At 72.7% G+C, this 15,308-nt stretch carries 1 protein-coding gene and 1 pseudogene; both read right to left on the reverse strand.

Translation table 11 applies throughout. The annotated features are described in order from the left end of the window. Positions 1-58: 58 nt before the first annotated feature. Complete coding sequence (locus tag ACIG5F_RS13300; RefSeq protein ID WP_396517894.1) at positions 59-6,043, reverse strand: beta-ketoacyl synthase N-terminal-like domain-containing protein; 5,985 nt, start codon at positions 6,041-6,043, stop codon at positions 59-61. Between the two features lie 49 nt (positions 6,044-6,092). Further along, positions 6,093-15,254, reverse strand: a pseudogene (locus ACIG5F_RS13305) (type I polyketide synthase); the annotation flags it as partial. Between the last annotated feature and the right edge of the window lie 54 nt (positions 15,255-15,308).

The following is a 15,308-nucleotide window of genomic DNA, read 5'->3' on the forward strand; positions in this document are numbered from 1 at the left end:
TCCTTCCGGAAGACGTGGGCCGCGCCCGCTCCGGGGAGCGGGCGCGGCTGGCGAGGGGTCAGACGGTGTCGCGGAGCCAGTCGGTCAGGATGCGGACGGTGGACTTCTCGCGGCCGCTGATCAGGGTGAAGTGGTCGCCGGGGGCGGGTAGGGCGACGTGGTCGGTGCGCCAGGTGGGTTGCACGGCGCGGGGGCGGCCTTCGCCCATTTCGTCGGTGGCGTGCAGGAACAGCACCGGGGCCTTGACCTCCGGCGGGGTCCAGGTCTCGCTTTCCCGCATGTACCAGGCCATCGCGGTCAGTTTGGTGAAGTCCATGTAGCCCGAGAACTGGTCGCCCATGGCCAGCGCCTCGCGCAGGGTGTCGCCCTGGGCGGTGGCGTTCCAGGCCTTGTCGCCGGGGGCGAAGCTGTCGATCACGAGGACGGCGGCGGGGTGGACGCCGGCGGCTTCGAGGTGGCTGGCGACGGTGTGGGCCATCATGCCGCCGGCGGAGTGGCCGAGGACCGCGAAGGGCTCGTCGGTCACGTGCGGGAGGGTGGCCTCGGCCAGGACCTGGGCGGCGAGGTCGAACGAGGCGGGCAGGGCCTCGTCGTCCATGAAACCGGGGTTGGGGAAGGCGAGCAGGTCGTGTGAGCCGTTGAACTCGTGGCCAAGGCGGATGTACTGGTGCACGCCGCCGAGCAGGGCATAGGACGAGTACGCCAGCAGCTTGAGCCCGCCGCCACGGGCCAGCTTGATCGGCTGCGGGGCCCGGGTCGCCCCGGACACCGTGTCGAAGGTGTCGCGGAGCTGCGCGGCGGCGTAGACCACGGCGAACGCCTCGTTCTCCTTGCCGTTGCGGCTGCCGGACCAGTACAGGTCGCCGAGCGTCTGCCCGGGGATCGCGGCGGCGGCGGGCTGGGCGGTGGGAGTCGGGGCGCCGTCGAGGGAGTCGGCGAGCTTGTCGAGCAGGTGCCGGGCCAGGTCGACGGGCAGCGGGTGGTCGAACACGATGGACGCCGGCAGGCGCAGGCCGGTCGAGGCGTTGAGGGCGTTGCGCAGCTGGAGCGCGGTCAGGGAGTCCAGGCCCAGCTCGCCCAGCCCCTGGTTGGGGTCGATGGATTCCGGCCCGTCGTGCCACAGCACGGCGGCGGCGCAGGAGCGGACCAGGGTGAGCAGCGTGTCCTCGCGCTCGGCCGTCGACTTGCCGGCCAGCTCGCGGAGCAGGCCGCCGCTGTCCGTGCCGGTGGCGGCGCTGCGGCGAGTGACCGGGGCGGACAGCCCGAGCAGCTTGGCCAAGGTCGTGCCCTGCTCGCGGACGGCCTTCAGGTCCAGCGCGGCCGGGACGACCAGCGAGCGGTCGGCCCGCAGCGCGGCGTCGAACAGCCGCGTTCCCTCCACAGTGGACATCGGGAGCAAGCCGCCGCGGGCGATGCGATCCTGCAACCCGCCGGTCAGCTCGCTGCCCTCGCCCCACAGGCCCCACGCGAGCGAGACACCGGGGAGGCCGGCGGCGCGACGCCGAGCCATCAGGGCGTCCAGGAAGGTGTTGGCAGCGGCGTAGTTTCCCTGCCCGGCGGCGCCGATCGCGCCGGAGACCGAGGAGAACACCGCGAACATCCGCAGATCCTGGCCCTGGGTCAGCTCGTGCAGGTGCCAGGCGGCGTCGGCCTTGGGCCGCAGCACTTGCGCGACGCTGTCCGGGGTGAGCGACTCGATCACGCCGTCGGCGATCACGCCGGCCAGGTGCACCACGCCGGTCAGCCGCTGGCCGGCCAGCACGGCGGCGAGCGCGTCGCGGTCGGCGGCGTCGCAGGAGACGATTCGGGCCGTGGCCCCGAGTTCGGCCAGTTCGGCCACCAGCTCGGGTGCGCCGGGGGCGTCCATTCCCTTGCGGCTCAACAGAATCAGCTCACGGGCGGAGTATTCGGCGGCCAGGTGCCGGGCGAAGATCTTGCCGAGCGTGCCGGTCCCGCCGGTCAGCAGCACGGCCCCGGGGCCGCTCAGGTCGACCTGGTCCACGGAAGCCGGCTGGATCCGCGCCAGCCTGGGCACGTGGATCACGCCGTCCCGCAGCGCCAACTGGCTCTGGCCGGAGGCCAGCGCCGCCGGCAGCGCGGCCCGCGAGGACTCCGTGCCGTCGACGTCGACCAGGATGAACCGGCCGGGGTTCTCCGCCTGCGCGGAGCGAATCAGGCCCCACAGCGCGGAATTCGCGAGATCGGTGACGTCGCTGTCGGCGGTGGCGGCCAGCGCGCCGCGGGTGACGATCGCCAGTTGCTGATCGGTCACGCGGTCGTCGGCCAGCCAGGCCCGCACGTGCGTGAGCGTCCGATCGATGGCGGCTCGGAGGTCGCTGCCGACGCACGGCAGCACAACGTAATCGGGACGGGTGATGCCGCCGGCCACCGAGACCATCAGGCCTTCGATGTCCAGGGCCGTCCAGACCGCGCCGGCCGACAGGCCCAGGTCGGTCTCCTCGGAGCCGTCGAGCACGGCCCAGCGCGGGGTGCTGGCCGGCGTCGGCGCGGTCAGCGGGACCCAGTCCATGCCGTGCAGCGGGTCGGCGCTGGTGTCACGCACGCCGGTGACTTCCTTGAGCTCCAAGGATTCCACCGTGAGCAGCGGCTGGCCGTCGAGGTCGGCGAAGGTGATGGCCACGCCGTCGCCGGCCGGCGTGAGCCGGGCCCGCGCGGCCGCCGCGCCGGTGGCGTGCAGGGTGACGCCGCTCCACAGGAACGGCAGCGCGGTGTCCTGCTTGCCCACGCCGACGCCCAGTCCCAGCGCCTGGAGGCCGGAGTCGAGCAGCACCGGGTGGATGCCGAACCGCTGCGCGTCCCGGGCGACGCCGTCGGGCAGGGCGAGGTCAGCGAAGACCTCCTCGCCCAGCCGCCACGCCCGGGTCAGGCCCCGGAATGCCGGGCCGTGGTCGATGCCGGCGGCAGTGAACGTCTGGTAGACGGCGGTGATGTCGGCTTCCACGGCCCCGGCCGGCGGCCACTGCTCCAGCCGGTCGCCCTCGACGCCGTCGGCGGCGCGCACGCCACCGGTCGCGTGCAGGGTCCAGTCCTGGCCGTCCTCGGGCCGGGAGTGCACGCTGACCGGCCGGACGCCGTGCTCGTCGGCCGCGCCCACGATCACCTGGAGCTGGACGCCGTCCTGCTCGGGCAGCACGAGCGGCGCGGCCAGCACCAGCTCGTCGACCCGGCCGCAGCCGACCTGGTCGCCGGCCCGCACGGCCAGCTCCACGAACGCCGCGCCGGGCAGGATCGCGTTGCCCAGCACCACATGGTCGGCCAGCCACGGCTGGGTCCGTGTCGAGAGGCGGCCGGAGAAGACGTAGCCGCCGGAGTCGGCGACCACGGTCATCGCCGCCAGCAGCGGGTGGTCGGCGGCGGTCAGGCCGGCCGCGCGCAAATCGGTGGCGACCTCGGTCAGCTCGACCCAGTAACGGTTGTGCTGGAAGGCATAAGTCGGCAGGTCGACCCGACGGCCGCCGGAGCCGGCGTGCACCTGACGCCAGTCCACGGGCCCGCCCTGGACGTACAAAGTGGCCAGGGCCGAGGTCAGGGTGCGCACCTCGTCCCGCTCGCGGCGCAGCACCGCCACCGCGCCGTCGACCATGGCCGCCAGCACGCCGTCCGGCCCGACCTCCACGAACCGCGTCACACCACTACGGCGCAGGCTCTCGACGCCGTCATGGAAGCGCACAGCCTCGCGTACGTGCCGCACCCAGTACTCGGCGTCGAACGCCGACACCAGGTCGCCGGACAGGTTGGACACGACCGCGATTTCCGGCCGCTGGTAGGTGATGCTCGCCGCGACCTTGCGGAACTCGTCCAGCATCGGGGCCATCAGCGGCGAGTGGAACGCGTGGGAAACCTTGAGCCGCTTGGTCTTCTCGAACCTCGCGGCCACCGCGAGGGCGGCCTCCTCGTCACCCGACACCACCACGGAGTTCGGCCCGTTGATCGCGGCGATCGAGACCTTGTCCGACAGGTACGGCAGAACCTCGGCCTCGGTGGCCTGGATCGCGATCATCGCGCCGCCTTCGGGCAGCGCCTGCATCAACCGACCGCGAGCGGCGACCAGACGGCAAGCGTCCTCAAGGGACAGTGCGCCGGCGACGTGCGCCGCGGCCAGTTCGCCGATCGAGTGGCCGACCACGAAATCGGGCTTGACGCCCCACGACTCCAGCAGACGGAACAGTGCCACCTCGATGGCGAACAAGGCCGGCTGCGTATAAGCGGTCTGGTTCAGGTCGGCGCTGCCGGTGAACATCACGTCACGGAGATCGGCGTCCAGGTGGGCCAGCCCCGCGTCCAACGCCTCGGCGAACGCCGGGTAGGCCGCGTACAGCTCGCGACCCATGCCGACCCGCTGCGAACCCTGACCGGAGAACAAGAATGCGGTCAGGCCGGCGACCGCCGTCCCGGTGATCACGTCGGCATTGGCCGTGCCCGACGCGAGCGCCCGAGCCCCGGCGAGCGGGTCCTCGCCCAGCACCACGGCGCGGTGATGGAACACCGACCGCGTGGTCAACAGGGACCAGCCGACGTCGACCGGGTTCATACCGTCCACATGGGACACCAGTCGCCCGGCTTGGGCCCGCAGCGCGGCTTCGGACGTCGCCGACAACACCCACGGCACGGCGACGTTCGACTCGGTGACGGGCGAAGCCGGGGCGGCGGGCGCCTCCTCGATGATCGCGTGCGCGTTGGTGCCGCTCACGCCGAACGACGACACACCGGCCCGGCGGGGACGGTCCCCCGCCGGCCACGGCACGGACTCCGTGAGCAACGAGACCTTGCCGGCGCTCCAGTCCACATGGGACGACGGCTCGGTGACGTGCAGGGTCTTGGGCAGCACCCCGTTCCGCAGCGCCAACACCATCTTCATCACGCCGGCGACACCGGCGGCCGCCTGCGTGTGACCCATGTTGGACTTGACGGATCCCAGCCACAGCGGGGTTTCCCGGTCCTGCCCGTAGGTCGCCAGCAGCGCCTGGGCCTCGATCGGGTCGCCCAGCGCGGTGCCGGTGCCGTGCGCCTCGACCACGTCCACATCGGACGTCGAGAGGCCGGCGGCGGCCAGCGCCTGCCGGATCACCCGCTGCTGCGACGGGCCGCTTGGCGCGGTCAGGCCGTTGGACGCGCCGTCCTGGTTGATCGCCGAACCGCGCAGCACCGCCAGCACCGGGTGGCCGTTGCGCTGGGCGTCGGACAGCTTCTCCAGCAGCAGCATGCCGCAGCCCTCGGACAGGCCGATGCCGTCGGCGTCGTCGGAGAACGCCTTGGACCGCCCGTTCCAGGCCAGGCCGCGCTGCCGGCTGAACCCGACGAAGATCGCCGGCGTGCCGATCACCGTCGCCCCGCCGGCCAGCGCGAGCTTGCACTCCCCGGCCCGCAGCGCCTGCGCGGCCAGGTGCAGGGTCACCAGGGACGCCGAGCACGCCGTGTCGACGGTGACGGCCGGCCCCTCCAGCCCCAGCACGTAGGAGATCCGGCCGGAGATCACCGCGGCCGAGTTGCTGGTGCCCAGGAAGGTGTCGGTGTCCTTGGCGTAGGCCAGCAGCCCCGAGTAGTCCTGGCCGTTGGTGCCGGCGAACACGCCGACCCGGTCGCCCCGCAGCGACACCGGGTCGATGCCGGCCCGCTCGAAGGCTTCCCACGAGGTCTCCAGCAGCAGCCGCTGCTGCGGGTCCATGGCGATGGCCTCGCGCGGCGAGATGCCGAAGAAGGCCGGGTCGAAGTCGCCGGCGCCGTCCAGGCTGTAGCCCTCGGTCGAGTAGGTCGTGCCGGGCGCGTCCGGGTTCTCGTCGTACAGCGCGCCCAGGTCCCAGCCCCGGTCGGTCGGGAACGGCCCGGCCACGTCGGACTCGTCGGCCAGCAGCCGCCACAGGTCCTCGGGAGTGTCCGCGCCGCCGGGGAAACGGCAGCTCATGGCGACGATCGCGATCGGCTCCGGGACGCCGGCCTCCAGCTCGTGCAGCCGCCGCTTGCTCTCGTGCAGCTCCGCGGTAACCCGCTTGAGGTAGTCCAGGAGCTTGTCTTGATCCGCCATTTCCTCGGCCTCTTCTACTCGGGTGTGCTCGTCGGCGGGGTGGGCCGGGTCAGGCCAGCCCCAGCTCCTGGTCGATGAAGGCCAAGACCTCGTCGGAGGTCGCGTCCTGGAGCTGCTCGGTGACGGTGGCGGCCGGGGCCGCGGTCTCCGCCGCCCGTGCGCCGAGCTTGTCGGCCAGCGCCCGCAGCCGGACCACCAGCCTGCTCTCCTCGATGTCCTCTGTGGACAGTTCGGAGAACAGGGATTCCAGCCGGTCCAGGTCGAACTGCTTGGGCGCGGCCCCGGTGAACAGCGACTCCTTCAGGTGCCGGGCCAGCGCCAGCGAGTTGGGGTGGTCGAACACCAGGGTGGCCGGCAGCTTCAGCCCGGTCGCCCCGTTGATGCCGTTGCGCAGCTCGACCGAGGTCACCGAGTCGAAGCCCAGTTCCTTGAAGGCCCGGGCGCTTTCGACCTCGTCCGGCGACGCGTGGCCGAGCACGGCCGCCACGTGCGAGCGGACCAGTTCCAGCAGCGCCCGCTCGCGGTCGGCGTCGGAGGCCTCGGCCAGCCGGTCCACGATCGAGCCGGCCGCCGCCTGCTGCTCGACGGCCGCCGTCACGGCCCGCGCGTCGACCAGGTGCTCCAGGAACGGGCTGGGCCGGGTCGCGGTGTAGGCGACCTTGAACCGCTTCCAGTCGATGTCCGCGGCCAGCAGGAAGGTCTCCTCGTGGTCGACGGCCTGCTGGAGGATGGTGATGGCACGGTCGGACGGCACCTCGGGAACACCGTGGCGGCGCAGCATCTCCTTGACCGCGTCCTCGTCGGCCATGCCGCCGTCGGCCCACGGGCCCCACGCCACCGAGGTGCCCGGCAGGCCGAGGCCCCGGCGGTGCTGGGCCAGCGCGTCGAGGTAGGCGTTGCCGGGCGCGTAGTTGCCCTGTCCGGTCGCCCCGAAGGTGCCGGAGAAGGAGGAGAACAGCACGAACGCGGAGAGGTCGCGGTCCTTGGTCAGCTCGTGCAGGTGCCACGCCGCGCCCATCTTGGCCCGCAGCGCGTAGTCGATCCGCTCGGGCGTGATGCGGTCGACGGTGCAGTCGTCCAGCGCCGCCGCCGTGTGCACCACCGCGGTCACCGGGTGGTCCTCGACCAGGCCGCGCAAGGCTTCCCGGTCGGTGATGTCACAGGCCACGATCGTCGTCTTCGCGCCGAGTTCGGCCAGCTCGGCCTCCAGCTCGGGCGCGCCCGGGGCCTGCGGGCCACGCCGGCTGACCAGCAGCAGGTGCTCCGCGCCGTTGACCGCCAGCCACCGGGCCACGTGCGCGCCCAGCACGCCGGTGCCGCCGGTGATCAGGACGGTGCCCTCCGGCCGCCAGTTCCGCTTGGCCGCACCGGTCAGCGGGGCCCGCACGAGCCGACGCACGTACACGCCCTGGCTGCGGATGGCCACCTGGTCCTCGCCGTCGGTGCCGGCCAGCACGCCGCAGAACCGCTGCACGGCCCGCTCGTCCAGCTCGGCCGGCAGGTCGATCAGTCCGCCCCAGCGGCTCGGGTGCTCCAGACCGACGATCCGGCCGGCGCCCCAGACCAGCGCCTGCGAGGGGTTCGCGAGCTGGTCGGCGGCCCCGGTCGACACCGCGCCGCGGGTCACGCACCACAGCGGGGCGTCCAGGTCCACGTCTCCCATGGCCTGCACCAACGCGATCGAGGCGGCGTAGCCGCTCGGCACGGCCTCGTGGCCAGTCAGCACGCGCTCGTCCAGCGGCAGCAGCGACACCAGCCCGTTGACCGGAACCGCGATGGCGCGGAGCTTGTCGGCCAACGCGGCCCGGTCGGCAGCGTCGAGATCCACCGTCAGCGTGACGACTTCGGCCCCGCGCTCGGTCATGGCGGCGGCCACGGCGTGCTGGCTCTGCTCGCCCTCCGAGGTCACCAGAACCCAGGCGCCGGACAGCCGTCCCGACCAGGAGCCGCCGGCCGGCTGCCACTTCACGTGGTAGCGCAGCGCATCGGTCTCCGCGTCGGCCTGCCGCCGACGACGCCACGAGGACAGCACCGGCAGCAGTTCGGTCAGGCTGGCCTCCTGGCTGGTGCCCCGGACGTCCAGGACATCGACGAGCGTGTCCAGGTCGTCCTGGTCGACGTGCTCCCAGAAGCCGTCGGCCGCCGGCTCCTCGCGCTGGGCCAGCCGGCCGCCGCTCAGCTCCAGCCAGTAACGCTGGTGCTGGAAGGCGTACGTCGGCAGCTCGGTCAGGCGGCCGGTCACCGGCCACTCGACCGACCCGCCGCGCACCCACAGCTCGCCGACCGAGGTCAGGAACCGGGCGAGGCTGCCTTCGTTGCGGCGCAGCGATCCGACGGTGACCACGCCCTCGTGGTCGATCACCGGGGCCAGCACCGGGTGGGCGCTGGACTCGACAAAAACGCCGAAACCCTGCTCCACCAAGGCGTTCACCGCGTCGTTGAAGCGAACGGTCTGCCGGAGGTTGGTGTACCAGTAGCCGGCGTCCAGCTGCCGGGTGTCGGCCCAGTCGGCCGTCACCGTGGAGAAGAACGGGATCTGGGACGCCTGCGGCGTGATCGGGGCCAGGTCGACCCGGAGTCGGGCCTGGATCCGCTCCACGTGCACGGTGTGCGAGGCGTAGTCCACCGGCACCCGGCGAACCCGCACGCCGGCGGCCTCGTAGCGGGCCACCAGCTCGTCCAACGCATCTGGGTCACCCGCGACGACCGTGCTGGTGGCGCTGTTGATCGCCGCCACCCAAACCCGCTCGCCCAGGTCGATCTCGTCGGCCGGCAGGCCGACCGAGACCATGCCGCCCAGGCCGGCCAAGTCGTCCCGAATGGCCTGGCTGCGCAAGGCAACCACCCGAGCGGCGTCGGCCAGCGACAGCGCGCCGGCCACCGCGGCAGCGGCGATCTCTCCCTGCGAGTGACCCACCACTGCGTCGGGAACGACGCCGTGGGAACGCCACAACTCGGCCAGCGACACCATCACGGCCCAGGAGGCCGGCTGGACGATGTCCACCCGCTCCAACAGTTCCGCGTCGCCGCGCAGGACCTCGATCAGCGACCAGTCCACGAACGGCGCCAGCGCCGCCTCGCACTCGGCGATCCGCGCCGCGAACACCGGCGAGGAGTCGAGCAGTTCGACTGCCATGCCGGCCCATTGCGCACCCTGGCCCGGGAACACGAACACCGTCCGGCCGACCGCCGCCGCGACACCGCTGACCGTGCCCGGCGCGCCGGCGGCCACCGCCTGGACACCGGCCAGCAACTGCTCGTTGTCGGCCCCGATGACCACCGCGCGGTGCTCGAATGTCGAACGGGAGTTGAGCAGCGAGAAGGCGATGTCGTTGGCAGCAAAGCCATCGGGCAGCGAGTCGGCCAGCCGCGCGGCCTGGTCGGCCAGGCCCTTGGCGGTCCGCGAGGACAACACCCAAGGAACAACAGTGGTTTCGCCGCTGGTCGTCGGCGCGGGCAACGACGGACCCTGCTCCAGGATCACGTGCGCGTTGGTGCCGCTCATGCCGAACGACGACACACCGACCCGGCGGGGACGGCTGATCTCCGGCCACTCGCGCGACTCGGTCAGCAGCGCGACCTTGCCGGCGGTCCAGTCCACATGGGACGACGGCTCGGTGACGTGCAGAGTCCGCGGCAGCACACCGTGCCGCATGGCCTCCACCATCTTGATCACGCCGGCGACGCCGGCGGCGGCCTGGGTGTGGCCGATGTTGGACTTGACCGAACCCAGCCACAACGGCTCTTCCCGGTCCTGGCCGTAGGTCGCCAGCAGGGCCTGGGCCTCGATCGGGTCACCCAGCGTCGTGCCGGTGCCGTGGGCCTCGACGGCGTCCACATCGGACACTGCCAGGCCGGCCTGGGCCAGCGCCTGGCGGATGACCCGCTGCTGCGACGGACCGTTGGGGGCGGTCAGGCCGTTGGACGCGCCGTCCTGGTTGATCGCACTTCCGCGCAGCACAGCCAAGATCTGGTGGCCGTTGCGGACGGCGTCGGACTGGCGCTCCAGCACCAGCATGCCGACGCCCTCGCCCCAACCGGTCCCGTCGGCGTCGTCCGAGAACGCCTTGCAGCGGCCGTCCTCGGCCAGGCCCCGCTGCCGGCTGAACGCGGTGAACGTGCCCGGGGTCGACATCACGGTCACGCCGCCGGCCAGCGCGAGCGTGCACTCCCCCGCCCGAACCGCCTGCGCGGCAAGGTGCATCGCCACCAGCGAGGACGAGCACGCGGTGTCGACGGTGATCGTCGGGCCCTCCAGGCCCAGCGTGTAGGCGATGCGGCCGGACATGACACTGGCGGCGTTGCCGGTGCTGGCGTGCGCGCCGAGATCCTGGTCGCTGAACATGAACAGGGTGGAGTAGTCCTGGCCGTTGACGCCGATGAACACACCGACCGGGCTGCCCTTCACCGAGCCCGGCGCGACACCCGACCGCTCCAGCGCCTCCCACGAGGTCTCCAGCAGCAACCGCTGCTGGGGGTCCATGGCGACGGCCTCACGCGGCGAGACGCCGAAGAAGCCGGGGTCGAAGTTGCCGACGCCGTCGAGGAATCCGCCCTCACTCACGTACGACTTGTCCACGGCCCCGGGGTCCGGGTCGTACAGGGACTCCACGTCCCAGCCCCGGTCGGCCGGGAAGCCGGCGACCGCGTCGGTCCCCTCGGACACCAAGCGCCACAACGCTTCCGGCGAGTCGACCCCGCCCGGGAACCGGCAGGCCATGCCCACGATCACGATCGGCTCGTCGTCGAGGCCAGCGGAGACCGGGGTCAGTGCGACGCCGGCCGAGTCGCCGACCAACTCCTGGCGCAGGAACTCGGTCAGCGCGGTGGCCGACGGGTAGTCGAAGATCACCGTCGCCGGCAGGCTCAATCCCGTTGCCGCGCCGAGGACGTTGCGGAACTCGACGGCGGTCAGCGAGTCGAAGCCGAGATCGCGGAAGGCGCGGTCGGGCTCGATCGCCTCCGGGCCGGCATGGCCCAGCACGGCGGCCGCGTGCGCGCGGACCACGATCAGCAGCCGGCGGACCTGCTCGGCCCGGGTCAGGCCGGCCAGGCCGCCGCCCAGCGACGGGGCCTCGGCCTTGGGTCGGCTGGCGACCTCGGGCAGGTCGCCGATGAAGGCGCTCGGCCGGACGACGGTGTAGCCGGGAACGTAGTTCTCCCAGTCGATGTCGGCCACCACGGCGGTCGCCTCGCCGGACGCGACGGCCTGGGCCAGCGCGGTCAGCGCGAACTCGGCGTCCATCGGCGGCATGCCGCCGCGACGCATGCGCTCGGCGGCGGTCGGGTCGGCGGCCATGCCGCTACCGGCCCACGGGCCCCACGCGACCGAGACCGCCGGCTGCCCGGCGGCTCGGCGGGACTCGGCCAGCGCGTCCAGCCAGGCGTTGGCCGCCGCGTAGGCGGACTGGCCGGGGGCGCCGGCGGTGCCGGCGAACGAGGAGAACAGCACCAACGCGTCCAGGTCGCCGGACAGCTCGTGCAGGTTCCGCGCGGCCTGGGCCTTGGCCCGCAGCGCGGTGGAAAGCTGGTCCGTCGTAACGGAATCGAGGATGCCGTCGGCCAGCACGCCGGCGGTGTGCACGATGGCGTTCGGCGACACCTCGGCGATCAGGCGCTCGACGGCGGCCCGGTCGGAGACGTCGCAGGCCAGCACGCTGGCCCGCACGCCGAGGCCGACCAACTCGGCCTCGATCTCGCCCGCGCCGGGCGCGTTCGGGCCCTGCCGGCTGACCACCACGACGTGCTCGGCCCCATTGGCGGCAACCCACTTGGCGACGTGGGCGCCCAGCGCGCCGGTGCCGCCGGTGACCAGCACGGTGCCGCGCGGCTGCCACTTCTCCTGCTCGGTCGCGGACTTCACGGCCCGGGCCAGGCGGCGCACGAACACGCCGTTGGCGCGAACGGCGACCTGGTCCTCGTCGCCGTCGAGGCCGGCCAGCACCGCAACCAGCCGGGACACGGCGCGGTCGTCGAGTTCGGCGGGGAGGTCGACGAGACCGCCCCAGCGGTCGGGAAGTTCGAGCGCGGCCGCCCGGCCGAGGCCCCAGACGGCAGCCTGGTCGACGTCGGTGAGCCGGTCCCACCGGCCCGCGGACACCGCGCCACGCGTGACGCACCACAGGCGGGCTCGGATGTCGGCGTCGCCCAGCGCCTGGACGAGGGCCACGGTCAGGGCCAGACCCGTTGGCACGTCGGCGTTCTCGGACGTGGCCAGCGCCAGCAGCGACACCACGTGGTCGGGCCGGACGTCGAGCTCGGCCAGCTGCCGGGTGAGCGTGTCGCGGTCGGCGTCGGCCTCGACCGTCAGGACGGCGACCGTGGCCCCGTGGGCCTCAAGTCCATTCTGGACGGTTGTGTCGGCGCCGGCCGGGGTGATCACCAGCCAGTTGCCGGAGACCACCGGCGAGGCGGCGGGAATGACCGGCTTCCAGCCGACCTGGTACCGCCACGAGTCCACAGTGGAGCTTTCCTGGCGGTTGCGCCGCCAGGTCGACAGCGCGGGCAGCACCGAGCTGAGCGGGGTGTCGGCGTCGACGCCGAGCGCACCGGCCAGGTCGCCGCCCTCGACGATCTCCCAGAACCGGCCGTCCTCCACGGCGTCGCCGGCCCCGGCGGCGAGTTCCGTTCCGGTCAGCCAGTAGTGCTCGTGCTGGAAGGTGTAGGTCGGCAGGTCGGTGCGGACGGCGCCACGGCCGGCGAAGAACTTGCCCCAGTCCGGGGACAGTCCCTTCACGTGCAGCCGGGCCAGGCCGGTGGTGATGGCCTCGACCTCGTCACGGTCCTTGCGCAGCACCGGCACCGCGCCCTCGATCATGCCGGCCAGCACGCCGCCCGGGCCGACCTCGACGAACCGCGTGACGCCGCCGGCGCGCAGGGTCTCGACGCCGTCGTGGAAGCGCACGGCCTCGCGGACGTGCCGCACCCAGTACTCGGCGTCGAACGCCGACACCGGCTGGCCGGTCAGGTTCGACACGACGGAGATCGACGGCCGCCCGTAGGTCACGCTCGCGGCGACCTCGCGGAACTCGGCCAGCATCGGGTCCATCAGCGGCGAGTGGAACGCGTGCGACACCGTCAGCCGCTTGGTCTTCTCGAACTTCGCCGCCACGGCCAGGACTTCGGCCTCGACCCCGGACACCACGACCGAAGTCGGCTCGTTAATCGCGGCGATCGACACACCGTCGGTCAGGTGCGGCAGCACCTCGTCCTCGGTGGCCTGGATCGCCACCATCGCGCCGCCCTCGGGCAGCGCCTGCATCAACCGACCGCGAGCGCTGACCAGCTTGCCGGCGTCTTCCAGCGACAGCACACCGGCAACATGCGCGGCGGCCAGCTCGCCGATCGAGTGGCCGACCACGAAGTCCGGCTTCAGACCCCAGGACTCCAGCAGACGGAACAGCGCCACCTCGATGGCGAACAGGGCCGGCTGCGTGTGCCCGGTCTGGTCCAGGTCGGCCGAACCCTCGAACATCACCTCGCGCAGGCCGGTGTCCAGATGCGCCAGCACGGCATCCAGGGCCTCGGCGAACGCCGGGAACGCCGCGTACAGGCCTTTGCCCATGCCGACCCGCTGGGAACCCTGGCCGGAGAACATGAAGGCCGTCTTGCCCGGGGCGGCCACGCCGGTGACCAGACCGGTCGCGATCTCGCCGGTGGCCAGGGCCCGCAGCGCGGCGCGCAGCTCGTCCGGACCGGAGCCGACGAACACCGCGCGGTGTTCGAGGCAGGACCGGGTGGTCGCCAGCGAGCGGGCCAGGCCGACGACGTCGTCGTCCACAGTGGACACCAGGGTGGCGGCCTGGGCCCGCAGCGCCGCCTCGCCCCGGCCGGACACCAGCACGGGCACGATGTCCGAGTTCACCGTCGCAGGCTCGGGCTCACGGGTGATTTCCGGCGCCTGCTCGACGATGACGTGGGCGTTGGTGCCGCTGATGCCGAACGAGGAGACACCTGCCCGGCGCGGACGGTCGCCCGCCGGCCACGGCTGCTCCGAAGTCAGCAGCTCGACTGCGCCGGCCTGCCAGTCGATCTTCGGGGACGGCTCGTCCACGTGCAGGGTCCGGGGCAGCACCCCGTTCTGCATGGCCAGCACCATCTTCATCACCCCGGCGACGCCGGCGGCGGTCTGGGTGTGGCCGATGTTGGACTTGATCGACCCCAGCCACAGCGGCCGCTCACGGTCCTTGCCGTAGGTGGCCATCAGGGCATGCGCCTCGATCGGGTCGCCCAGCGTCGTGCCGGTGCCGTGGGCCTCCACAGCGTCCACATCGGACGGCTTGAGGCCGGCGCTTTCCAGCGCCCGCAGGATGACCTGCTGCTGCGACGGGCCGTTGGGGGCGGTCAGACCGTTGGACGCGCCGTCCTGGTTGATCGCGCTTCCGCGCAGCACCGCCAGAATCGGGTGACCGTTGCGCTGGGCGTCGGACAGCCGCTCCAGCAGCACCAGGCCGGCGCCCTCGCCCCAACTGGTGCCGTCGGCCCCGGCGGCGAACGCCTTGATCCGGCCGTCGGCCGCCAAACCGTTCTGCCGGCTGAACTCCGAGAACAGGCCGTGCGTGGCCATCACCGTGACGCCGCCGGCCAGGGCCAGCGAGATCTCGCCCTTGCGCAGCGCCTGCGCCGCCAAGTGCATGGTCACCAGCGAGGACGAGCACGCGGTGTCCACGGTCACCGCCGGCCCCTTCAAGCCGAACACGTAGGAGACGCGGCCGGTGATCACCGCGTTCGAGGTGCCGGTCATCAGGAAGCCGGCCACGCCGTCGGGCACCTCGGTCACGCCCGCGCCGTAGCCGGTCGCGGTGGCGCCGATGTAGACGCCAGTGCTGCTGCCCTTGAGCGAGTGCGGGTCGATGCCGGCCCGCTCGAACGCCTCCCAGGCGGTCTCCAGCATCACCCGCTGCTGCGGGTCGGTGGCAAGCGCCTCGCGCGGCGACATGCCGAACAGGGACGGGTCGAACTGCGCGGCGTCGTGCAGGAATCCGCCGGCGCGGGCGTAGTCGGCCTCGTGCGCCGACTCCGGCCAGCCGCGGTCGACCGGGAACGCCGTCATGCCGTCCACACCGTCGGCCAGCATCCGCCAGAGCTGTTCGGGGGTCTCGATCCCGCCGGGGAACCGGCAGCTCATCGACACGATGGCGATGGGCTCGCCGGCCCGGTCCTCGACATCCCGCAAGCGCCGGGTGGTCTGCCGCAGGTCAGCGGTGACCTTCTTGAGGTACCCCAGCAGCTTTTCCTCGTCAGCCACGTCAGGTCCTTTCTGTTC

Origin of the sequence: Kutzneria sp. NPDC052558, from assembly GCF_044547355.1 — a bacterium.
Lineage (GTDB): Bacteria > Actinomycetota > Actinomycetes > Mycobacteriales > Pseudonocardiaceae > Kutzneria.